This is a genomic window from Pseudomonas sp. NFACC02 (assembly GCF_900110765.1).
Lineage (GTDB): Bacteria > Pseudomonadota > Gammaproteobacteria > Pseudomonadales > Pseudomonadaceae > Aquipseudomonas.
Genome location: NZ_FOEO01000048.1, coordinates 18,750 through 41,737, shown reverse-complemented (window position 1 = coordinate 41,737; position 22,988 = coordinate 18,750). Strand labels below are relative to the sequence as shown.

Sequence of the window (22,988 nt, the reverse complement as noted above, 5' to 3'; positions counted from 1 at the left end):
CTCGCTGGCGAGATGGTCATCATTGGCGATTACTCCACCAAATCCTGCACCACCCAAGAGGCCTACCTGATGAAAAGGGCCACCGAAGTGCACCACATGCTGCTCATCAACGGCATGGCAGGAGACAGCTACATGGTCGAGAACTACGACTTCTTGCAAGACGTCCTCGACAGAACCTCCATCGCGACAGGTACGGTCTCCGACGGTTGGAGCCGACATCTCAAAAACATCGAGGGCAGCCTGGGAGAAATCGATGCGCTCTACAAAAGCCATTTCTCCTCCGGGAAACTCCAGAACCGCGAGCTCTTCTTCCAGAAGCGCGCCCTGCTGGAAGCCAAAATACAAAAACAGTTGAGCAGCTACGCCAGCACCGGCTCAGGCCTGGGCAAAAACACCCGCATCAAGGACTTGTTGGGACTGTCCACCAAAAGCTATGCAAAACACGGCGAGATCGCCCGCTACGCCGACACCGTGGCAGGCGTTGCAAAAGCGGCAACCATCATCAAACGAGGGGGATACATCGGCGTCGCGCTTGAAGTGGCGTCCACCTCGCTGGAGATCAGGGAGGCGTGTCTGGCCGGGGATGAGCGACAGTGCAGGAAGGCGCAGTATGTGGAGGGGGGGAAGTTGGTTGGGAGTTTGGGGGGAGGTGCTGGAGCAGGATCTCTGGGCGCCCCTCTGTCTGCACAGCTTTGTAAGGTCGTATTGGGGGTCCTCACTCGCGGAGCAGGTATGACCGCTTGTGTGGTGATTGGCACTGGCGCCGCTTCATGGGCAGGGGGCGAACTGGGTGGGGCGGGAGCGGAGATGATGGGCGAGGTAATTTATGAGGGCGTTTATGATTAGGTCGGGCATGACTGACTTTATAACGGCGATAGTTATACTGCCTATGCCGTTTATTCCCATATGGGCGATGATTGTGTCTCACAAGTTGGTAGATGAGCTAGACAGAATTTTTGTGCGCAGTTCTTTTGTGCAGAAAGACATAGCCTGGATGAAAACTCTGGGAGTCGCAGGGGAGGTTATGTACTGCGGCTCAGTATTCGGTCTATGCATTAATCGTCGATTTTGCATCCGAAAAGGATGGGTGCTCGAAGAAGAGGTTTTAGCTGTTCCGGTGAAAATAAAGAAGATGTTGTACCCGCCCTTTATCGCATGTGGCGTATGGACCTTGCTTTTAACAGTTTGCTATCTGTTGATATGGATGCCCATCAAGGATGCTCGATAAATATTATAAGGTTGTACCTATGCTAGCTTGCCCCGTGGACGTCATCGGAATTTCCGAAACAGAAACCAGCGAACTCGGGAGTTCCGTGTAGGTTTCATTGGTGGGCTCTTGATTGAGAGTTTACTATGATCGAATAGGTGTCTTGGAAGTTTCTACCCAATGCACGGTTGCGGCTCAACCCATCTTGCTCGTCTTGGCAGCAATTGCGATCGCAGGCATTTAGGAAACCTATAATGCATTTTTGCGGAAAGCGCGTTAGTGGAACACAACCGGATAATGTTTGGTCTGTGGGAATTTACAGATAGAGTTATACAGTGCGGGGGTGAAAAAGAGCTGAGATCGGAAGCAGAAAATGAGAACACTTCGGAGATGTAATTTGTGGGGTGTCCGTTGAATAAATTTTCAATAGAAGAACTTGGCACGGTATTGGTTGTGTTGCCTCTGCCTTTTATCATTATCTGGACCGCTATCTGCTCTCATATCTTGGTAGAAAGATTGGAGCAAATATTTTTAAGCAGCCCATTACTATTGCAGGATCGGCAATTCATTAAGAGTTTAGGTTTGCTTGGTGAAATTATTACTTGCGGATGCGTATTCTTGATTTGCCTGATGCCGACGTTGTCCGTCCGCAGAGGCTTGGCAGTACGAGCTGAGGTAGAAAGGATGCCTAAAAAGCTGAAACTGTGGCTATACCCGCCATTTTTTGCTCTGAATCTATGGTTTGGTGCATTGTTGCTGTCAGGCATTGTTCATGGATGGTAATCGATACGTTGGATTAAAAACTATCCATTGAGTTCTGCTTCCTGTCTTGCGGGGAAAGGTCGGAGTCGCACGCACGTTACTGCAATAAACAAACGAGTGGGACCCTTAAACCATTTCTCGTCCGGGAAGTTCCAGAACCGAGAAAAATTCTAGGCGGTTCCGGAGCCTATGAGGGCATAGATGAATAGATCAAGCATAGAGAAAGTTGTGACGTTGGTAATAATGTTGCCGTTACCTTTTATAGTGATATGGACAGCTGTGATGTCACATCTGTTATCAGGTCAATTGCAGCAGCTATTTAAATGCAGTCCAATATTGCTTTGTAATCGTAATACGCATGCTCGGCTGGGTATCTTGGGAGAGATAATAATATGCGGGCACATCTGCATTATTTGCTTGATTCCCAGATTTTATATTTGGCGAGGCGTCGCGCTTCGTAGTGAGATAGAGGCCATGCCCAAAAAATTAAAAATACGACTATATCCTCCTTTCATTGCATCCTTTCTGTGGTGTTCCGCGCTATTGATAAGCGGACTGGTTTTCGAATAGGGGAAAAGTCTTGTTGACAATTGCGCACTACTGAAAGCCTTCCACGCGCTGGAGATCAGAGAGGCGAAGAAATTGGTGGCGTCGTCTAGGAGAGTATTTATGAGTAAACTCGATATGGCCGATATCGTCATCATGATCATAATGCTACCGTCTCCATTTTTAGCAATGTGGTCTATGATCGTATGTCACAAAACGGTTGATCAATTAGAAGCTGTTTTAGGAGGCTGTCGTCTGGTAAACGAAAATAAAGTTTGGATGAAGCACCTTGGCTTGGCAGGAAAAGTGTTGCGCTGCGGAACAATATTAGCGATTTGCCTTTATCCTAAAATCTATGTTCGAGATGGAGGTGTTGTAGAGAAGGAAGTGCTCGCCATTCCCAAGCCGTTAAAAAGAAAGGTGTACGCGCCATTCATAGCGTGCACGCTTTGGTCGGTCGCCCTTTTCGGCTGGAGTATATTGGGCAGGTAGTTGTCTCGCCGAGTTTATAGATCGTTCCCACGCTCTGCGTGGTAACGCATCTCAAGACGCTCCGCGTCTCCAGCTCCAGTGTTGAACCTAAAGCGATCCCATCTACTTTTCATAATCCCGGGCAATCGAGAGCCATAAGCCCTGATTCACCGGTTGAAAGCGCCAAGCGTCAAAGCACGATCTGTACAAGTGCTGCGCGGATGAGCAGCGGTGGCATTCGACAATGGTGCAGGTGAGGAAGTGGGGTGTGTAGGCCTCTGTAAGGGTGTAACGACTTCTGCCCATTGAATCCATCCGTGGATCTGGAAAGTGACGCGGAGCGTCATAAGATGCATTACCACGCGGAGCGTGGGAACGATCGGTGAAATGCGGTGGTATTGAAAGTCGTGGGGCTTAATCTTCTCCCAGTGTCTGGAGCCGCGTGAGCCAGCATCACCCCAACCGCAAAACCTGCATCGCCAGTCGCCACCAGGACGCGCGCGATTCAAGCGCCACTCCATGACCCCGAGCCCCATCCACCGTCAACACCTTTGGCATGTCCCGCAACCGAATCCACGGCTCGCTGCGCCAATGCAACAGGCTCACCGACAGTCCTGGCCACTGCAAGAAACTCAAACAAGGGCTGATCGAGTCTGGCGCTATTCCTTCATCCCGCAGACACGGCACCACCTCATTGGTAATCCACTGCCGCAACGCGCGATTCTCGGCGTGATAGTGATGCACCAACATCGTGTAGACGCCTGACTCACTGATCATCAACTCGGTTTCCTCGCCACACGCATCTACCAGAGTGACGAGACGGCGTTGGTCCGCATCCAGCTTGCGCGTCGTGCGGTCGTTCAAGGGCCAGCCCATGAGACGACCCATGTCGCGGGCACAGAACCAGGCTTGGGATTCGAGGAGGAGCGTGCGCAGAGGGCGGTTGTGGCGGTGGAAGATGGTGGGGCGGAGGCTATTGTTCATGTCCGTTCTCTGCTTAATTCGCCGTCCATGGCTGGAAAGGGTGTCGGGAGCTAAGAAACCCTTGAGCAGAGAAAAGGGCCGGACATATTTCCCTTACGGGTCTTGTATTCGCCCACTCCCGACATAGCAGAGACAATCTCAACGCGCAGGCAGAAGCCATAGGCGTAAAAAAGCCGCATCTGTCGGGAGCGGACGGTCCGCTCTACTCAGGTGTTTCTGCTGCGTTTCTTAGGCGCTGAAGCAGGGTAGGGATTAGGGGTGACTGCGGCAAGGTTGAATGTTGTAGGACGTTTCCCAAAATTGCCAAATCAGTGAAAGCAGCCTCATTCAACCGCCGTCGAACTCAGGTCAACGTTCTGCTCGCTCTGAGCGCTGGTAGCCTGTTTCGACTTGCGCGGAGAATCAGAAATGCGCGGATTACTGTCAGTTTTCTCCAGCTTCAGGGCATTGAGGTGCGACAGCAGCGTTTTGGCACTTGGATGATCAGACCCATTGTCGGGGGCAGAGATAGGCTTATCGTGCAGATGCGAGTATTCGCTACCTTTTAAGCCTTCTGCCAATTTCACAAGCCGGCTGTCTGGATCAACCCATAAAAGCCCCAAGTCAAAAAGGGTATGGATGTCAGCGCGAAGTAGCAAACCATTGCTGACCACATTCGTGTCGGCACCTTGGTATGGGACGATGTGCGCGGCCTCCAGCAGCGCTTCGACGGTGCAGCCGGTGACTGCGCATTTGCCCTTGTAGGCTTTTAGCAGAGCCGATCTGAACTTGGCTTGCCCTTTACGACGAATCACTGACGCGAGGACCTTCTGGCGAGCGTCGACGATGTTTTGAGGATCGAATTCGCCTAACTCGTCTAATTCCTTTTCGATGACCGGGATGGTCAACGCGGGGCTGCTTTCTTGTCGTAGGGTGAATTTGGTGGGGCGAGCGCCTTCATGGTCTTCATAAAGGAATCGGCCCTTGTAAGTGAAGCCCGCACCCGGATGCTCATATTTTTTCTTACGATAAAACAGCAGCAGTTCTAACCCGCGCTCGACATGCTCTTTGATGAGGCGGTCTGTACGACCTTGCTTCTGACCATCCATGTGCAGCACGTCGTCCGCAAGGACGTCATCGTACGGGGTGCGATCCGCTGTCTTGTGTTCTGTGATGAAAATCCAAACCGAGTCGTAAGCTCCAGGCTTGAATACGCCGGTGTTAATGCTTGACGCGGTGATGTCGAAGCGGGCTCGTAGGTCATCACGCGTGTAGATATGGCCTTCCTCAAGCGACTGCGAGGCGTAAGAGCCAGTGGGTATCTGGTGAGAGGTTTTTTTGGCCACGCTGTAATCCCTTTCCATGCCTCTTGTAGGAAAAGGGATGTTGCGTCAGTGAGGCGCTTTGTTACAACTGGTTTCAGGTCAAAGTGATATCACCGTTCTGAATTTGGACCATGATCGTTCCCGCGCTCTGCGTGGGGATGCGGCCTATGACGCTCCGCGTCATTCAGTACCACCGCTGGACCTCAATAAGCCCTGGCTGTCCTTGATAATCCCGTGCACTCGAATATCTCCAGTGCTCACCGAGATCGACATAGCCGCGCTTTACGGGATTGTTGTGGATGTATTCGAGCTTCTGCCGCATTACGCTTTCGCTGTAAACCAACTCTGCATGCACGCCTTCCTGCCAGACCTGATGAACACGGTCGACTTTGTGGGCGCGCTTGGCGAATCGAAGACGCTGTAGTGTGCTGTCGGCTCGGGTCTGTTCAAGGTGATTAATGATGTTTCGGGCTGTGAACGATTTAAAACTGGCTACAGATTTCCCAAGGTCAGACGCTTGGGCGAGGTAATGAAGATGATTCTCTAGGACCACATAGCCGTAAAGCTTCAAGTCCTGATTGACTTGTTGAAAGCGCCATGTGTTCAGAACGACTTCAACGAGGGCAGGGCGAGTGAATAGCGGAAGCCATTCGACGATGGTGCAGGTCAGGAAATGAGGTTTTTCGGTTTCGGTGATGGTGTAGCGGCTTCGGGCCATGGATTCTTCCTTGAATCTGGAGTGGGGGCATGAAGCGATGAAGGCTACTTGAAGTCCTGAGGTGGTGTGAGCGTCTCGATGTTTCTGAGTGCTTCGAATCGGTACTCATATGGGTTGAGCCGTCGGTGGTGACGCGGAGCGTCAGTGGCTGCATCCCCACGCGGAGCGCGGGGACGATCATAGAAATGGGCGAAAAAAAACCGGAGACATCTGCCTCCGGTTTTTTAACTATCGCATTGGGTTAGCGAACATCAATCCCAGCTCAACGCCCCACCCGTCTGATACTCAATCACGCGAGTCTCAAAGAAGTTCTTCTCTTTCTTCAAGTCCATGATCTCGCTCATCCATGGGAAAGGGTTGGTGGTGCCTGGGTACTCTTCCTTCAGGCCAATCTGCGACAGGCGACGGTTGGCGATGAATTTGAGGTAGTCCTCCATCATCGCTGCGTTCATGCCCAGTACGCCGCGAGGCATGGTGTCGCGGGCGTATTCGATTTCGAGCTGGGTGCCTTGCAGAATCATCTGGCTGGCTTCTTCCTTCAGTTCGGCGTCCCACAGGTGTGGGTTTTCGATTTTGATCTGGTTGATCACGTCGATGCCGAAGTTCAGGTGCATGGACTCGTCGCGCAGGATGTATTGGAACTGTTCTGCAACGCCGGTCATTTTGTTGCGGCGGCCCATGGAGAGGATCTGGGTGAAGCCGCAGTAGAAGAAAATGCCTTCCAGAACGCAGTAGTAGGCGATCAGGTTGCGCAGCAGTTCTTTGTCCGTCTCGACGGTGCCGGTGTTGAATTCCGGGTCGGAGATGGCGCGGGTGTATTTGAGGCCCCAGGCCGCTTTTTTAGCGACCGACGGGATCTCGTGGTACATGTTGAAGATCTCGCCTTCGTCCATGCCCAGCGATTCGATGCAGTACTGGTAGGCGTGGGTGTGGATCGCTTCCTCGAAGGCCTGGCGCAGGATGTACTGGCGGCATTCAGGGTTAGTGATGAGGCGATACACCGCCAGCGCGAGGTTGTTGGCAACCAGGGAGTCGGCGGTGGAGAAGAAGCCGAGGTTGCGCATGACGATGCGGCGTTCGTCGTCGGTCAGGCCTTCCGGGTTACGCCATACGGCGATGTCGGCGGTCATGTTGACTTCTTGCGGCATCCAGTGGTTTGCGCAGCCGTCGAGGTACTTCTGCCAGGCCCAGTCGTACTTGAAGGGTACGAGTTGGTTGAGGTCGGCGCGGCAGTTGATCATGCGCTTTTCGTCGACGGCAACGCGAGCAGCGGAGCCTTCGAGTTCGGCCAGACCTTCGGCGATGTCGAGTTTGTTCAGGGCAGCCTTGGCGCGGGCCACGGCGGCGGAGTCGTTGGCGTTGGCAGCGCGTGCTTCCAACGCGGCAGCGCCACCTGCGCTGTCGAGTTTGTCCATGGCGGCTTCGGAGGCGTGGCCTGCGTTGGCGCCTTTGGCGGGTTCAGCGGCGTCTTCTTTGTCGAATTCGTCCCAGCTCAGCATGGTGATGAGGCTCCTGCTTGAGGACCGCTTTGGCGGTCGATTGGATTTTAAAGTCGGCGTTGCCAGCGGTGCAGGTCGCGTAGGCTGGCAACGGGAATAGATTGGGTACAGCTCAGGGTCTTACTGTGATTGATCAACGAAGACGAGAATGGTTGTTTCGGATCGATCGGCGAACGTGCTGCGAAGGCCACCTATGGCAGGCCGACGAAGCGGGTCAACGGGGCTGTTTTCAGAGTGCCAGCTTTGCAATGTGCAAACGGTCATTTTGAGTACCCTGGGTGAGCGCGGGATTATACAGATTTTGCCCGGCGCGGGTTCGTCCCTGGCGGAATTTGAAGGTCGAATTGCCTTCATTTTCCTTTGCGTTCTTCGCCAAGCCATGCTTGGGGAACAGCGCGTTGATATTAGAGGTTAATCACGTATCTAGTGCTTATTCTTGACGCGAGACACATCATATAGTGTGTCCTGGCTATCGGCAATCAACGGGTCAGGTTGAATTTCCATGAATTCGCCTCTGCTGATCTGGATCAAGGCTTTGATAATGCGTTGAGGTTCCGTATCCAGCGGCGTGCAGGGGAGGGCACTCGAAAATCAGTATCGGATACCCATTGGAAGTGAAGCCCCGAACTGTGACGTAATCGACGAGCGGCCGTTTCAGGCGATGTCTCCCGACAGGACTGACCGGCGAATGTTCAGCTTCCGATTGCCTGACCTACGCATCGTTCGAACACCCTTACCAACCCCTCATAATCACACCCTACGGCGTCGATATTGGCCTGTATCCATTCGGCTCAGCCAGGATCTGTTCATCATGAATTCCGAATCGGTTACGCAGGATCGCTGTATCGGGAAAGCAATAGGGGTCCTGGCCGGTGCCGTATTTGTCGAGTGTCACGCTTTTTTGCCACGGTAGATTTTCAGCAGTTCTTCTCGACTTGGGAGGGGGCGTTCAGCATCAGCGGGTGTGCTGGGGAAGCCTTCCAGTCGCAGGCTGGCAGCGTAGTTGGATTTGCGCGTTTTGGCGCAATAGGCCTTCTTGGCTTCGAGAGAGGGAGTTGACATAAACAGGCCTCGTTTTGCGATGAGGCAATTGTAGCGGATTCGATGCGGGGAGGGTGTCGCTGGGCATTGCACGCAAAGCACATGAATAGGTGAGGGTGTCCCTCGCCTCGGTGTTTCTTTATTACTGAAGCGGGTTGGGCTTCGGTGGGAGGCTTCGGCGGCAATCTTTGGTGATTGTGCCGGCCTCTTCGTGAGCAAGCTCACTCCCACAGGCTTGTGGGTTGCACGGTATTACGGTGCGGCCACTCCACAACGTCGTGTGGTCGGGCGTTACGTCCGGGAAGCAGGACTGTGAAAGGACGCGGAGCGTCCAACGATGCGTTCCCACGCGGAGCGCGGGAACGATCAGCCTTCTTCACGTTGACCATGAAGGCGCTACTTGCGTAGCGCCATTCCGTTTACTGACAGGCTTCGCAGTCCGGCTCGTCGATCGCGCAGGCTTTTGGCACTGGCGCTGGACCGGCGGGTGCTGCTTCGGCTGGACGCGGGGCGGTGATTGCCGAGTCGTCCGGGCCGTGGCCGCCGCTGGAAACGGCGTTGAGCTTGCCGGTGTTGATGGTCGACTTCTCGGTGCTGGTCGCGGCCAGGGCACGGAGGTAGTAGGTGGTTTTCAGACCACGGTACCAGGCCATGCGGTAGGTCACGTCCAGTTTCTTGCCCGAAGCGCCTGCAATGTACAGGTTCAGGGACTGAGCCTGGTCGATCCACTTCTGACGACGGCTGGCGGCATCAACGATCCACTTGGTGTCGACTTCGAACGCGGTGGCGTACAGGTCTTTGAGTTCCTGCGGGATGCGCTCGATCTGTTGTACCGAACCGTCGTAGTACTTGAGGTCGTTGATCATGACCGAGTCCCACAGATCGCGGGCCTTGAGGTCGCGAACCAGGTACGGGTTGATCACGGTGAATTCGCCCGAGAGGTTCGATTTCACGTACAGGTTCTGGTAGGTCGGTTCGATCGACTGCGACACGCCGGTGATGTTGGCGATGGTCGCGGTCGGTGCGATGGCCATGATGTTCGAGTTACGAATGCCTTTCTGAACGCGAGCACGCACAGGTGCCCAGTCCAGGGTTTCTTCCAGGTCGACGTCGATGTACTTCTGGCCACGGGCTTCGATCAGGATCTGTTGCGAATCCAGCGGCAGGATGCCTTTGGACCACAGCGAACCCTGGAACGTCTCGTAGGCGCCGCGCTCGTCCGCCAGATCGCAGGAAGCCTGGATCGCGTAGTAGCTGACGGCTTCCATCGAGCGGTCGGCGAACTGAACGGCAGCGTCGGAACCGTAAGGGATGTGCTGCAGGTACAGCGCGTCCTGGAAGCCCATGATGCCCAGACCGACCGGACGGTGACGGAAGTTGGAGTTCCTGGCTTGCGGCACGGAGTAGTAGTTGATGTCGATGACGTTATCGAGCATGCGAACGGCTACGTCGATGGTGCGCTTGAGCTTGTCGGTGTCCAGCTTGCCGTTGACGATGTGGTTCGGCAGGTTGATCGAGCCCAGGTTGCAGACCGCGATCTCGTCCTTGTTGGTGTTCAGGGTGATCTCGGTGCACAGGTTCGAGCTGTGGACCACGCCCACGTGCTGCTGCGGCGAACGCAGGTTGCACGGGTCTTTGAAGGTCAGCCACGGGTGGCCGGTTTCAAACAGCATGGACAGCATCTTGCGCCACAGGTCTTTGGCCTGGATGGTCTTGAACAGCTTGATCTTGCCTGGGTACTCGGTCAGTGCTTCGTAGTACTCGTAGCGCTCTTCGAAGGCTTTACCGGTCAGGTCGTGCAGGTCAGGCACTTCGGACGGCGAGAACAGGGTCCATTTGCCGTCGTCGAAGACACGCTTCATGAACAGGTCAGGGATCCAGTTGGCGGTGTTCATGTCGTGGGTACGACGACGATCATCACCGGTGTTCTTGCGCAGTTCGATGAACTCTTCGATGTCCATGTGCCAGGTTTCCAGGTAGGCACAGACAGCGCCTTTGCGCTTGCCACCCTGGTTCACGGCCACAGCGGTGTCGTTGACCACTTTCAGGAAGGGCACGACGCCTTGGGATTTGCCGTTGGTGCCCTTGATGTACGAGCCCAGCGCGCGAACCGGTGTCCAGTCGTTGCCCAGACCGCCTGCGAATTTGGACAGCATGGCGTTGTCGTGGATGGCGTGGTAAATGCCCGACAGGTCATCCGGAACGGTGGTCAGGTAGCAGCTCGACAGCTGTGGACGCAGGGTACCGGCGTTGAACAGCGTCGGGGTTGAGGCCATGTAGTCGAACGACGACAACAGGTTGTAGAACTCGATGGCGCGGTCTTCACGGGCTTTCTCTTCGATGGCCAGGCCCATGGCCACACGCATGAAGAAGATCTGTGGCAGTTCGAAACGCACGCCATCCTTGTGGATGAAGTAACGGTCGTACAGGGTCTGCAGGCCCAGGTAGGTGAACTGCTGGTCGCGCTCGTGGTTGATCGCCTTGCCCAGTTTTTCCAGGTCGAATTCGGCCAGAACAGGGTTCAGCAGTTCGAACTCGATACCTTTGGCGACGTAGGCCGGCAGTGCCTTGGCGTACAGGTCGGCCATTTCGTGGTGAGTGGCGCTTTCGGCCACGTTCAGGAAGCCCAGGCCTTCGGCACGCAGGGTGTCCATCAGCAGGCGCGCGGTCACGAACGAGTAGTTCGGCTCACGTTCCACGAGGGTACGCGCGGTCATCACCAGTGCGGTGTTGACGTCGGTCAGCGCAACGCCGTCGTACAGGTTTTTTAGGGTTTCGTTCTGGATCAGGTTGGCATCGACTTCAGCCAGGCCTTCACACGCTTCGGTGATGATGGTGTTCAGGCGACCCATGTCCAGCGGCGCGAGGCTGCCGTCCTTGGTGGTGATGCGGATCGACGGGTGAGCCTGCACAGGGGCTTCGCCGCCACGACCGGCACGCTCTTTGGAGCGGTCGTTACGGTAGATCACGTAGTCGCGAGCCACTTTTTGCTCGCCGGCGCGCATCAGCGCCAGTTCTACCTGATCCTGGATTTCTTCGATGTGGATGGTGCCGCCCGAGGGCATGCGACGCTTGAAGGTCGCGGTGACCTGTTCGGTCAGGCGGGCAACGGTGTCGTGGATACGCGACGACGCGGCGGCGGTACCGCCTTCAACTGCGAGGAAAGCCTTGGTGATGGCGACGGTGATCTTGTCATCGGTGTACGGAACCACGGTGCCGTTACGCTTGATCACGCGCAGCTGACCCGGTGCGGTGGCGGACAGGTCCTGCTGGGTCGCACCTGTCTGCGGCGCAATGGCCTGCGGATTCTCGCGAGTTGTGTCTGTTTGCATGGGTGTCTCCACGTTCTCTATGTTTATTTGGACGCTGTGGGCGTCCACCGTTCCGTCTTGAGGCAGTTGACTGACAAACGTCAGTCCAATGACTTCAAAACGGATGGGAAGGCTGAAGGAGGCCGACCCTGGCTTTGAAGTCCAAAAGGGCGCGGTTCTGAGTCCGTCGCCCTGTAAAAATTCGATGCAGAATGCACATTTAATGTTGCAACACTTGTACCGTTACGCGCAGATCATGAAGCCTGAGTGTCTGCCATTCGCGTGTGAGCGGTCAGGCGGTAAAACCGGGGCATTTAAACCCGTTTGATGCGAGAAAAAGTGCTTGAAATCTCTCGGTCACTTGTGTTTGGTTTTTCGATCCAAACCCTACATGTAGGGTCTCCGCAAGCGACGGGGTACAAGATAATGCGTTTCGGACACTAATTGCAACGTTCCTGACGGGCTCAACCTGTGGATAAAGCTGTGTGTAATTTGTGTGCGAAACGGCGAAGTCGCGTGTAGGCCGCATGGGGACTGGGATGAGCTCCTGGCGTGCGATTTTTCGAGGGTAAAAATCAATTTCCCGGTTTTTTGCGGGCGCGAACCCTATCACAAAATGTGGGGGTGGCATGGGCGGCGGACGGGTGGTTTTGCATGTCGTGTGTCATGTTGGACGAGTGGGTACTATTGCGACGGATCAACACTGTTCTGTAGGAGCGTGGCTTGTCCCGCGATCTGTTGCGCAGCGACAGTCTCTCCAGCGAATGCATGTTTCAGACAAAAAGCGTTGTCCGATTTTACGGCCGGTTCCCGGCCGATCGCGGGACAAGCCACGCTCCTACAATGGATATCCCGCGCTGCTATTAATAAGAACAAACACCAGGAGACACGGACCGTGCAGCAAGAACCCTGGCAGGTGCTGATCGTCGAGGACGATCGGCGACTCGCCGAGCTGACCCGCGATTACCTTGAGAGCAACGGCCTGCGTGTCGGTGTGGAGAGTGATGGCGCGCAGGCGGCGCAGCGGATTATCGCGGAGCAGCCGGATCTGGTGATTCTCGACCTCATGCTGCCCGGCGAAGACGGCCTGAGCATTTGCCGCAAGGTGCGCAACCGCTACGACGGCCCTATCCTGATGCTCACCGCGCGCACCGACGACAGCGATCAGGTTCAGGGGCTGGACACGGGCGCCGATGATTTCGTCTGCAAACCTGTGCACCCCCGCGTGCTGCTGGCGCGCATTCATGCGTTGTTGAGGCGCAGCGAAGCGGCCGAGGCGCCGGCGCGGGAGCAGCGTCGGTTGGTGTTCGGTCCGCTCGTGGTGGATAACGCCTTGCGCGAAGCGTGGCTCAATGAAAAGAGCATCGACCTGACCAGCGCCGAATTCGACTTGTTGTGGCTGTTGGTCGCCAATGCCGGCCGGATTCTGTCCCGTGAGGAAATCTTCACGGCGCTGAGAGGGGTGGGCTACGACGGCCAGGACCGCTCCATTGATGTGCGCATCTCGAAAATCCGCCCGCGAATCGGTGATGACCCGGTTCATCCGCGCCTGATCAAGACCGTGCGCGGCAAGGGGTATCTGTTCGTGCCGGAAGCCGCCAGGGACATGAGCAACTTCATGCTCAACGGCTGACCCATGCATTCCATCTTCCTGCGAATCTACGGTGGCATGCTTGGCGTGTTGGTGCTGGTGGCGCTGCTCGGCGTGCTGACGTTGCACCTGGCGAACAAGGTGCGCGGCGAGCAGTACCGCGAGCAACTGGCGCAAGGCACCTTCTCCCTGATGGCCGACAACCTCAAATCGATGGACAGCATCGAGCGCACGCGGGCGCTGGCGGTGTGGGAACGTTTGCTGGGCATTCCGCTGGCGCTGGAAACCTCAGAGCAGGCGCATCTGGACGGCGGCGCGCGCAATCGCCTGAGTCGCGGGCAGGTGGTGGTGGAACAGACCGGCCCTCACGCCGCGCGGGTGTTTCGTGAAGTCGAGCCTGCGGCCTCCGACAAGCCCGGCAGTGCGCTGTTATTGACCGGCGAAGTGCAGCAGATCAGCGAGCAACTGGCCCGAGCGACGATTTTCCTGCTGCTTGATGAACTGGTGCGCTTTCCGGTGGACGAGCAGCCGGGGAGGCTGGAAACCCTGCGCCTGAGCAAGGGGTTCGGCTTCGCCATGCACCTGATCAAGCTGGACAAGGTCGATGTCGACGATGACCAGCGTCGACGTATAGACGAAGGCGACACGGTGATGGCGCTGGGCAAGGGCGGCGACTCGATCCGCGTGTTGTCCGGCGTGGGCAAAACCCCGTGGGTGCTGGAGATCGGCCCGCTGTATCAGTTCAACCCTTATCCCCCTGAATTGCTGGTGCTGATTGCCTTCCTCGGCCTGTGCCTGATCGGTTTGGTGGTGTACTGGCTCGTGCGTCGTCTGGAGCACCGCTTGCGTGTTCTCGAGGCGGCCGCGACGCAGATCGCTCAGGGCAGCCTCGAAACCCGCGTGCCGACCACGGGCGCCGATTCGGTGGGTCGACTGGCGCAGGCGTTTAACGGCATGGCCGAGCATTTGCAGCGGTCGCTGACGATTCAGCGTGAACTGGTGCGCGCGGTGTCCCACGAATTGCGCACGCCGGTGGCACGGTTGCGTTTCGGGCTGGAAATGATCGCCGACGCCAGCACGCCAGAGGCACGGAACAAGTACATGGTCGGCATGGACAACGACATCCAGGACCTCGACAAGCTGGTGGATGAGATGCTCACTTACGCGCGGCTGGAGCAGGGCTCGCCGAACCTGAACTTCCAGCGCATCGACCTCGACGCCTTGATCGATCAAGTCATCGCTGAACTGGCGCCACTGCGGGCCAATGTGAAGGTGACCCGGGGACAATGCATCTGTGTCAGCGACGATGCCTCACCAGCGCGTGAAGCGTGGGTGGAGGCGGAGCCGCGCTATCTGCATCGGGCGTTGCAGAACCTGGTCAGCAATGCAATGCGTCATGCCGAATCCGAGGTGCGGGTGGGTTACCAATTGAGCCAGGAGCGCTGCCGCATCGATGTCGAAGACGACGGCCCTGGCGTGCCGGAAAACGCCTGGGACCGCATTTTCACCCCGTTCATGCGCCTGGACGACAGCCGCACACGGGCGTCGGGCGGGCATGGCCTGGGGTTGTCGATCGTACGGCGCATCATTTATTGGCACGCCGGGCGCGCGTTGATCGGGCGCAGTCAGGCGCTGGGCGGCGCGTGTTTCAGCCTGGCCTGGCCGCGTCGGCAAGGTGACGCATGAGGCGCGAGTGGTTTGAAGGGGCGTTGGCCGATTTCGCGAAAACCCTGGTGCTCGACGAGGCGCGCCCGGTGGTGCCCCTGGCTGAGTTGGTGCGTGGGGAGACGCTGGATCGCCAGTTGCTGAAGGTGTACGGGTCGGAATTGATGCCTGACCAGCAGCCGGTGTTGGTGTCGCAATGGATGAAGTACTACGCCATGCAGCTGATTCCGCCGGTAATGGTGGCGAATCTCGTGCATGGCGTGAGTTGGCCGTTAGCCGTCGATCAACTGTCGTTCGCGCTGCATGAGCGAGGAATTCTCGATGGCGTGCGTTTTGACGGCGAGCCCTTTGATGCGTCGAACGCGGATGATCCGTTCGAGCGTTTCGCACCGCTGCTCGAAAACCTGCAGCAGGTGATCGACCGCCTAAGCGCCTACGGCGGCGTCGCGCCGAGCGTGCTGTGGGGCAATGCCGGGGATTATCTGGAAAGCTGTCTGCGGCAACTGAACCCGATCCACCCCGCCGCCGGTGCAGTCGGATATGGTCTGCTGCGCGAGAAGACCAGACCGGATGGCACGCGTAATCCGCTGTTCAACGCGATTACCTATAGAGAAGGGAAGGACGGCCAGTCAATCAGGCAGCGGCGCAGTTGCTGTTTGAGTCACCGAGTCGAGTGGGTGGGGCGCTGCGAGCATTGTCCGTTGGCACGCTGACCTGTTGAGCGACGATGACCTGCAACGGTTGCGTTGTGTCAGTGAATAAATCCGCCACAGGCCTACCGCAATCGCGGGCAAGCGCGCTCCTACAGAAGATGTGTTTACACGGGGATGGAAACCAGACTCAAAAGCTGCCCATCCCGCACACTGAACTGCGCATCCAGCACTTTGCCGCTGTGCCATTCCTCTGACAGGTCAATCTTCAATCGCAAGCATGCATGGCCGGTTTCGGACCATTCCAGCAACTCGGCGTCGTCGAAATAGAAGCGTTTGAGCACGATGGGGTACAGCGCTTTGAACAGGGCTTCTTTCAGCGAGAACGTCAGCGTGACCCGTAGCGCAACCTGATGCTCAGGCCCGCTCGCCATGCGTTGCAGTTCGTCGGCCGTGAGGATTTCACCCGCCAGTCGCGAAGCGCGCTCGCTGCTCATCACCTGTTCCACATCCATGCCCAATCCGCGCCAATGCTGCTTGCTGGCCACGATGGCGGCGGCCCAGCCGGTGCTGTGAGTGATCGAGCCGCACAGGTCTTGCGGCCAGATCGGCGCGCGGTCGTCCCCGATCAACGGCACATGCAGACGGCCGTCGAGCAGGCGTATGGCTTCACGGGCGCACAGACGACCGGCCAGGAATTCCGTCTGACGTTTGGCGACCGAGCGCTGAATGCTCGCGGGCGGTTCGATCAGGCAACGCTGGAAATCGCCGTCGACAAGTTTCTGCGGATCGAACGGGCTGCTGACCAGCACCACATGGTCCAGCGACTGGGGCAGTGGCCAGTGAGGGGTGAGGGCAGGGCAGCAGGGCGGGAGGTCGTGGGATCGAGTCATGGACGGCATTTTGCCGTGAAAGGCTGTTTATGTCTGCTGACAATGCGGCGCCCTCACACCCTGTAGGAGCGTGGCTTGTCCATCGGCCGGGTCCGGACGATCGGCGCGAAATCCGTCTTGAATCGGTCAACTCGGTTTGTCTGAGATGGCCAATTTGTCTGATTTTACTGCCGGTTCCCGGCAGATCGCGGGCAAGCGCGCTCCTACAGGGGGCTGTGGTGGTTTACATTGTCGAATTCTTCGCAAACTGCTCTTTCAGAAACGCCTTCATGTCCGCCCACGAGCTTGTGTCGGCCGCCTGGTTGTAGCCGATGTCCGGTCCGCCATGGTCGCCGTGGCTCAGTTTGTCGGCGTCGGGGTTGGTGAAGCCATGCTTGGCGCCGTCGATGCCGACGAACGTGTAGTCAGCCTTGGCGGCGTCCATTTCCTTCTTGAAGTCGGCGACGTTCTGGGCCGTCACCATGGTGTCGCTATTGCCATGTTCGATCAGCATGGGCGTTTTGGTGACCCCTTCTTTCGCCGGGGTCTTGGTGGTCAGCGCGCCATGGAAACTCACGACGGCAGCCAGCGGTTCGCCGCGTCGCGCCGCATCCAGCACCACGCCACCGCCGAAGCAGTAGCCGATGGCGGCGATTTTTTTGGGATTGGTCTCCGGCTGTTTTTTCAATTGCTCAAGCCCGGCATCGAAGCGTTTCCTGGAAGCACCCGCGTCGGCCGTCGCGGCCTGCATGAAGGCCATGGCGTCTTTCGGGTGTTCGGTGTTCTTGCCTTCGCCGTACATGTCGATGGCCATGGCGCTGTAACCGAGAGCGGCCAGATCGCGGGCACGGCGCTTGGCATAGTCGTTCAGGCCCCACCATTCGTGAACCACCACGATGCCGGGTCTGGGGCCCTTGATCGCGTCATCGTAAGCGTAATAGCCGACCAGCTTGGTGCCGTCGGCGCTCTGGTAATCGATGGTGCGGGTTTTCACTTCCGCTTGAGCGAAGCTTGCAAGGCAGATGAGCGTGAACGCGAGCAGCAGCCGCATGATGTTCTCCTTCTGTTGAGGGACACGTCTGGCATTGAGCCTAGACGATTGTGCTGTTCAGGTTCCGACTCGCCCACTGCCCGGATGTTCAGCGCCGGTTCAGACCGCGTTCAGGAGGGGTTCAGCGCTTGCTGCGTATGCTCGATCCCGTACCCAACAAGGCGCCTGGCGCCGGAGGACCTGCACATGCTGAATTTCAACAAGTTTTTCCTGGCCCTGGCGTTTCTTGGCGGCAGCGCCGCGGCTCAGGCGGCGGATGGCAATGTCGACGCCTCGCGTACCGACTTCCTCAGAAGCCATAAAAAACTCACAGGAATAATGATGGCAAGCACGGCTAAACTGTCCGACGCGGCGCCAGCGATGAGCGCGGCGTATGCTTCACAGTCGGCGAGCCTGACTGAAAGCCCCGACAGCTATTTGCCCGTCTACCACCGGTTGTAAGTCGTCAGCGTCCAAGGATCACCAATGAGAGGTATGCCTGTGCCTGGGAGAGCGTCATGAAACTGCTGGTTGTCGAAGATGAAGCCCTGTTGCGTCATCACTTGCAGACCCGCCTGACCGAAAGCGGTCATGTGGTCGAAGCGGTGGGCAATGCCGAGGAGGCGTTGTATCAGGCCGGCCAGTTCAATCACGATCTGGCGGTCATCGACCTGGGCTTGCCAGGCATCGGCGGGCTGGACCTGATTCGTCAGCTGCGTACGCAGAACAAAGCGTTTCCGATCCTGATCCTCACCGCCCGCGGCAACTGGCAGGACAAGGTCGAAGGCCTGGCAGCCGGAGCCGACGATTACGTGGTCAAACCGTTTCAGTTCGAAGAGCTCGAAGCGCGCATGAATGCCTTGCTGCGTCGCTCCAGCGGTTTTACCCAGTCGACGATCATGGCCGGTCCTCTGTTGCTGGACCTCAACCGCAAACAGGCATCACTGGACGAACAGCCGTTGGCGCTGACCGCCTACGAGTACCGGATCCTGGAATACCTGATGCGCCACCATCAGCAAGTGGTGCCCAAAGAGCGTTTGATGGAGCAGTTGTACCCGGATGACGACGAGCGCGATCCCAACGTGATCGAGGTGCTGGTCGGCCGCCTGCGGCGCAAGCTGGAAGGTCCCGGCGGCTTCAAACCGATCGATACCGTGCGCGGCCTGGGTTACCTGTTCACCGAGCGCTGTCGATGATTCGCTCGCTTCGCGTACGATTGATGCTGGCCGCCGCTACCCTGGCGGTCATTTTCATGTTGTTGATGCTGCCTGCGTTACAAAGCGCCTTCAGCCTGGCGCTTGAAAGCTCCATCGAAAAACGTCTGGCGTCGGACGTGACCACGCTGATTTCCGCCGCGCGGGTCGAAGACGACCGGTTGTTGATGCCGGCGTTGCTCCCCGGCGAACAATTCAGCCTCCCCGACAGCCGTTTGCTCGGCTACATCTATAACCGCGCCGGCAAGCTGGTGTGGCGTTCTCGGGCGACCGAGGACCAAGCCATCGAATACCAGCCTCGTTATGACGGCCGAGGCACTGAGTTCGCCAAGATTCGCCAGCCCAATGGCGAGGAGTTCTTTGTTTACGACGTGGAGATCAAGCTCCTGGGCGGGCGCAACGCCGCGTTCAGCATCGTGGCCTTGCAGCCGGTGCGCGAGTATCAGGAAACCATTTCCGGCCTGCGCGAGAAGCTGTATCTGGGCTTTGGCGGTGCGTTGCTGGTGCTATTGATTTTGCTGTGGGGCGGCCTGACCTGGGGGCTGCGCGCGCTCAAGGGCATGAGTCAGGAGCTGGACCAGGTGGAAGCCGGGTCGCGGGAAAGCCTCAGCGAGGAACACCCCAGCGAACTGCTGCGCCTGACCGGCTCGCTCAACCGCCTGCTGCGCAGCGAGCGTGAACAGCGCATCCGCTATCGCGATTCGCTGGGGGATCTGGCCCATAGCCTGAAAACCCCGCTGGCGGTATTGCAGGGCGTCAGCGAGAAGATCGCCAAGCGACCTGAGGACCTGGAGCAGGCGCGTATTCTGCAATCGCAGATCGAACGCATGAGCCAGCAGATCGGCTACCAGTTGCAGCGGGCCAGCCTGCGCAAGAGCGGGCTGGTGCGGCACCACGTGGCGCTGAAGCCGGTGGTGGAGAGTCTGTGTAACACGCTGGAAAAGGTCTACCGCGACAAACAGGTCAAGGTCGTGCTCGACCTTCCGGACGACTGCCAGGTGCAGATGGAAGAGGGCGCGTTGCTGGAAATGCTCGGCAATCTGCTCGAAAACGCCTACCGCCTGTGCCTGAGTGAGGTGCGGGTTCGCTGGAAGCCGTCGATCATGGGTGATGAACTGTGCATCGAAGACGACGGACCCGGCGTGCCGCACAGCCAGCGCGCGCGGATTCTGGAGCGCGGCGAGCGATTGGATCAGAAGAACCCGGGGCAGGGCATCGGGCTGGCGGTGGTCAAGGACATCATCGAAAGCTACGGCGCACAGCTGACGCTCGGGGATTCGGAACTGGGTGGGGCGGCATTCCGGATTCAGTTTGCGATTTGAGGGCGTTCCGCATCGCCCGTTCCACGGCCTTCGGCCAGACCCACCTCATGAATACACCCCCCACCCTGTAGGCGCGCGCTTGCCCGCGAATGCGATTTGTCTGTAACGCATCCGGTGACTGACATACCGCCATCGCGGGCAAGTGCGCTCCTACCGTTTGGAGTCAGGTATCTCGGATTTCTTGCGTCCCATACGTCCCCGACGTCACCCCTTCCTCTTCCTGAATGCCGGTGCGTCGACAAGGCGGATACCCGCCAATGGAAGGGACAATTTGGCGGGAATGGGCGGAAATCCGCCATCGGCGGCTCGGGTTTTTTATCTCACGTTAACCAGGCAGTCCAGGCCGTTCGGGGCTTTCAGGGCGTTTTTCCATTCATGGCACGACGATTGCGATAGCGAACGCAGAGGTCTGCCCCGCGCAGCTCGACAAAAACAAATCCCTCCGAGCAGGTGGGTTCGCACTTTAGGCGTCGCGGCATCGGGAATGATGCAAGCGATGCTCTTGAGGAAACTGCAATGACGACTCGTCAGCCAATCTATAAATCCCTGTACGCCCAGGTGATCGTTGCCATCATCATCGGTATCGCGATCGGCCACTGGTATCCCGATGCTGGTAAAGCGCTCAAACCCTTGGGTGACGGGTTCATCAAACTGATCAAAATGGTCATCGCCCCCATCATCTTCTGCACCGTGGTCAGCGGTATCGCTGGCATGCAGAACATGAAATCCGTGGGCAAGACCGGCGGCTACGCGCTGCTGTACTTCGAAATCGTCTCCACCATCTCGCTGATCATCGGCCTGGTCGTGGTCAACGTGGTTCAGCCGGGCGCCGGCATGAACGTCGACGTTTCGACCCTTGACGCCTCCAAAATCGCGGCCTATGTCACCGCCAGTAAAGACCAGAGCGTGATCGGGTTCATCCTGAACGTGATCCCGAACACCATCGTCGGCGCCTTCGCCAACGGCGACATCCTGCAAGTGCTGATGTTCTCGGTGATCTTCGGTTTCGCCCTGCACCGCCTGGGCGCCTACGGCAAGCCGATCCTGGATTTCATCGATCGCTTCGCCCACGTCATGTTCAACATCATCAACATGATCATGAAACTGGCGCCGCTGGGTGCGCTGGGTGCCATGGCCTTCACCATCGGCGCTTACGGCGTGAGCTCGCTGGTGCAGTTGGGTCAGCTGATGCTGTGCTTCTACATCACCTGCCTGCTGTTCGTGCTGCTGGTCCTGGGCGGCATTGCCCGCGCTCACGGCTTCAGCATCCTGAAACTGATCAAGTACATCCGCGAAGAACTGCTGATCGTGCTGGGTACCTCGTCGTCTGAATCGGCGCTGCCACGCATGCTGATCAAGATGGAACGCCTGGGCGCCAAGAAGTCTGTCGTGGGTCTGGTGATTCCGACCGGCTACTCGTTCAACCTGGACGGCACCTCGATCTACCTGACCATGGCGGCCGTGTTCATCGCACAAGCGACCAATACCCACATGGACATCACCCACCAGATCACCCTGCTGCTGGTGCTGCTGCTGTCCTCCAAAGGTGCTGCGGGCGTCACCGGTTCGGGCTTCATCGTGCTGGCGGCTACATTGTCGGCCGTGGGTCACCTGCCGGTGGCCGGTCTTGCGCTGATCCTGGGCATCGACCGCTTCATGTCGGAAGCGCGCGCACTGACCAACCTGGTCGGTAACGCCGTGGCGACCCTGGTTGTCGCCAAGTGGGTGAAAGAGCTGGACGAGCCGCAAATGCAGGCCGAACTGGCCTCTGGCGGTCGTGCCATCGAAGAAACCCGTCCACAAGACGACCTGGGCGTGGCCGAAGGCCCTGCGACCGTGGGTCGCTCCTGATCGGTTAGTCTGCCTCTGATGTAAAAAGCCCGCCCCAGGGAAACCTCGGGCGGGCTTTTCATTGGCTGGAATCCTTAGGATGAGATCCTGTCGATGCGTGAGGCTGGGGTGATTGCCTGAAGGGTGTGGCGCTTTTGTTGGCCCCTTCGCGAGCAAGCTCACTCCCACCGGTCCGAGTATGGCCTGATCCAGCGGCTGGCAAACTCCCGCAGGTTCGGGGACGTCTCCGTCTATTGTGGGCGTGAACTGGGTCTGGGCCGCAACTGGATGAAGGGGTTGGTGAAAGCTGCCTGGAATCCTGGATGCTTACTCCACTCGCGTCTCACCACTGAACACCAGAATCTCGCGACAGCGGCGGCACAGATACCGCCGTCCCTTGCGCACCAGCTTGTGCCGTTGCACGGAAAAGGGAAAGTCGCTTTCCGGGCAGGGGCAGCGGTAGATGTAGCGGGTCACGCGGCGGCGCTGAATCTCATAGTTATGGCAGCGATTGGGCGGCAATTCATACACGCCGCGCATGATCAGTTGCCATTCCTCGCCATGAGGCGCAATGGTGTCGCCGAACAATTGATGGGCGACCAGATGCGCGACTTCATGGGCAACGGTCTGGCGCAGGAAGTCTTCGCTGTTTTCGCGGTACAACTGCGGATTGAAGCGCAGCATGTTTTCGTGCAAGTGCGCGACACCGGCCTTCTGGCCGCGCAATTTGAGGCTGACGACAGGGCGTTTGAAAGGGCGTTTAAAAAATGCTTCGGCTTGTTGAAAACAGGATTCGACGCGGGTATTGAGTGGCTCGAGCATGCTTCATCGGTCTCCAGAGGAGGCGAGTATGCCGCAAAGCGAGTCCTTGTCGAAAACCTGAGCTGCCGAATGGTCGTGAATTCACCGCAGATCCTCTGTAGGAGCGTGGCTTGTCCCGCGATCGGCTGCGAAGCAGCCGTGAATCCGGT

The 22,988-nt window shown here is 57.7% G+C and carries 19 protein-coding genes and 1 pseudogene; 10 read left to right on the top strand and 10 right to left on the bottom strand.

What is annotated here, in order from left to right; translation table 11 throughout:
- The 3 genes from BMY73_RS28385 to BMY73_RS24485 form a co-directional block, all read left to right on the top strand.
- Window positions 1-846, top strand: an 846-nt coding sequence (locus BMY73_RS28385) for a hypothetical protein (protein ID WP_175500241.1), incomplete at its 5' end; no start/stop codon positions are given.
- A 772-nt stretch (window positions 847-1,618) separates the two neighbouring features.
- Window positions 1,619-1,990: a hypothetical protein gene (locus BMY73_RS28155; protein WP_139214278.1), complete on the top strand. Its 372-nt coding sequence runs from the start codon at window positions 1,619-1,621 to the stop codon at window positions 1,988-1,990.
- 648 nt (window positions 1,991-2,638) lie between these two features.
- Window positions 2,639-3,007 (top strand): hypothetical protein, encoded by a 369-nt coding sequence (locus tag BMY73_RS24485; protein ID WP_092410369.1) that lies wholly within the window; start codon window positions 2,639-2,641, stop codon window positions 3,005-3,007.
- 432 nt (window positions 3,008-3,439) lie between these two features.
- Here the strand turns inward: BMY73_RS24485 and BMY73_RS24480 are convergent, their stop codons facing one another.
- The 7 genes and pseudogenes from BMY73_RS24480 to BMY73_RS24455 form a co-directional block, all read right to left on the bottom strand.
- Complete coding sequence (locus BMY73_RS24480) at window positions 3,440-3,970, bottom strand: BRO-N domain-containing protein (RefSeq protein ID WP_092410367.1); 531 nt, start codon at window positions 3,968-3,970, stop codon at window positions 3,440-3,442.
- 323 nt (window positions 3,971-4,293) lie between these two features.
- Window positions 4,294-5,295 (bottom strand): HNH endonuclease, encoded by a 1,002-nt coding sequence (locus BMY73_RS24475; RefSeq protein WP_256571371.1) that lies wholly within the window; start codon window positions 5,293-5,295, stop codon window positions 4,294-4,296.
- Window positions 5,296-5,458: 163 nt separating this feature from the next.
- Window positions 5,459-5,992 (bottom strand): REP-associated tyrosine transposase, encoded by a 534-nt coding sequence (locus tag BMY73_RS24470; RefSeq protein WP_062379978.1) that lies wholly within the window; start codon window positions 5,990-5,992, stop codon window positions 5,459-5,461.
- A 251-nt stretch (window positions 5,993-6,243) separates the two neighbouring features.
- Complete coding sequence (locus BMY73_RS24465) at window positions 6,244-7,491, bottom strand: ribonucleotide-diphosphate reductase subunit beta (RefSeq protein ID WP_062379979.1); 1,248 nt, start codon at window positions 7,489-7,491, stop codon at window positions 6,244-6,246.
- A 796-nt stretch (window positions 7,492-8,287) separates the two neighbouring features.
- A pseudogene (locus BMY73_RS28965) lies at window positions 8,288-8,386 on the bottom strand (cell filamentation protein Fic); the annotation flags it as partial.
- Entirely contained in the window at window positions 8,383-8,553 is a 171-nt protein-coding gene (locus BMY73_RS24460) for a YhfG family protein (protein ID WP_092410365.1), read from the bottom strand. The pseudogene BMY73_RS28965 and the gene BMY73_RS24460, both read right to left, overlap by 4 nt.
- Before the next feature lie 398 nt (window positions 8,554-8,951).
- Entirely contained in the window at window positions 8,952-11,864 is a 2,913-nt protein-coding gene (locus BMY73_RS24455; protein ID WP_062379981.1) for a ribonucleoside-diphosphate reductase subunit alpha, read from the bottom strand.
- A gap of 874 nt (window positions 11,865-12,738) precedes the next feature.
- Here BMY73_RS24455 and BMY73_RS24445 point away from each other — a divergent pair.
- The 3 genes from BMY73_RS24445 to fhuF are packed head-to-tail and all read left to right on the top strand — an operon-like array spanning window position 12,739 to window position 15,812.
- The gene (locus BMY73_RS24445) at window positions 12,739-13,476 is read left to right on the top strand and encodes a response regulator (protein ID WP_092410361.1); all 738 of its coding nucleotides are present in this window, start codon (window positions 12,739-12,741) and stop codon (window positions 13,474-13,476) included.
- A 3-nt stretch (window positions 13,477-13,479) separates the two neighbouring features.
- Window positions 13,480-15,120 (top strand): ATP-binding protein, encoded by a 1,641-nt coding sequence (locus tag BMY73_RS24440; RefSeq protein WP_092410359.1) that lies wholly within the window; start codon window positions 13,480-13,482, stop codon window positions 15,118-15,120.
- Window positions 15,117-15,812, top strand: a complete 696-nt coding sequence (gene fhuF, locus BMY73_RS24435; RefSeq protein ID WP_092410357.1) for a siderophore-iron reductase FhuF — start codon at window positions 15,117-15,119, stop codon at window positions 15,810-15,812. Before BMY73_RS24440 ends, fhuF begins: the two co-directional genes overlap by 4 nt.
- Window positions 15,813-15,916: 104 nt before the next feature.
- Here fhuF and BMY73_RS24430 read toward each other — a convergent pair whose 3' ends face one another.
- Window positions 15,917-16,642 carry a 4'-phosphopantetheinyl transferase family protein gene (locus BMY73_RS24430; protein WP_218190173.1) on the bottom strand — a complete coding sequence of 242 codons (726 nt, stop codon included), beginning with the start codon at window positions 16,640-16,642 and terminating at the stop codon, window positions 15,917-15,919.
- 223 nt (window positions 16,643-16,865) lie between these two features.
- Entirely contained in the window at window positions 16,866-17,672 is an 807-nt protein-coding gene (locus BMY73_RS24425; protein ID WP_062379992.1) for a dienelactone hydrolase family protein, read from the bottom strand.
- A gap of 186 nt (window positions 17,673-17,858) precedes the next feature.
- Here BMY73_RS24425 and BMY73_RS28150 point away from each other — a divergent pair, with 186 nt between their 5' ends.
- The 4 genes from BMY73_RS28150 to BMY73_RS24405 all read left to right on the top strand — a co-directional run bounded on the left by BMY73_RS28150 (window position 17,859) and on the right by BMY73_RS24405 (window position 22,038).
- A complete protein-coding gene (locus BMY73_RS28150) occupies window positions 17,859-18,113 on the top strand; it encodes a hypothetical protein (protein ID WP_139214277.1) in 255 nt (84 codons plus the stop codon).
- 56 nt (window positions 18,114-18,169) lie between these two features.
- Window positions 18,170-18,847, top strand: coding sequence for a response regulator (locus tag BMY73_RS24415; RefSeq protein ID WP_092410353.1), 678 nt, complete (start codon window positions 18,170-18,172; stop codon window positions 18,845-18,847).
- On the top strand, window positions 18,844-20,187 hold the full coding sequence (locus BMY73_RS24410; RefSeq protein WP_092410351.1) for an ATP-binding protein: 1,344 nt from the start codon (window positions 18,844-18,846) through the stop codon (window positions 20,185-20,187). Before BMY73_RS24415 ends, BMY73_RS24410 begins: the two co-directional genes overlap by 4 nt.
- 516 nt (window positions 20,188-20,703) lie before the next feature.
- Complete coding sequence (locus BMY73_RS24405; protein WP_062380000.1) at window positions 20,704-22,038, top strand: dicarboxylate/amino acid:cation symporter; 1,335 nt, start codon at window positions 20,704-20,706, stop codon at window positions 22,036-22,038.
- Window positions 22,039-22,344: 306 nt separating this feature from the next.
- On the opposite strand, the gene BMY73_RS24400 is transcribed toward BMY73_RS24405, so the two are convergent.
- A complete protein-coding gene (locus BMY73_RS24400) occupies window positions 22,345-22,839 on the bottom strand; it encodes a SprT family zinc-dependent metalloprotease (protein WP_062380002.1) in 495 nt (164 codons plus the stop codon).
- Window positions 22,840-22,988 lie beyond the last annotated feature (149 nt).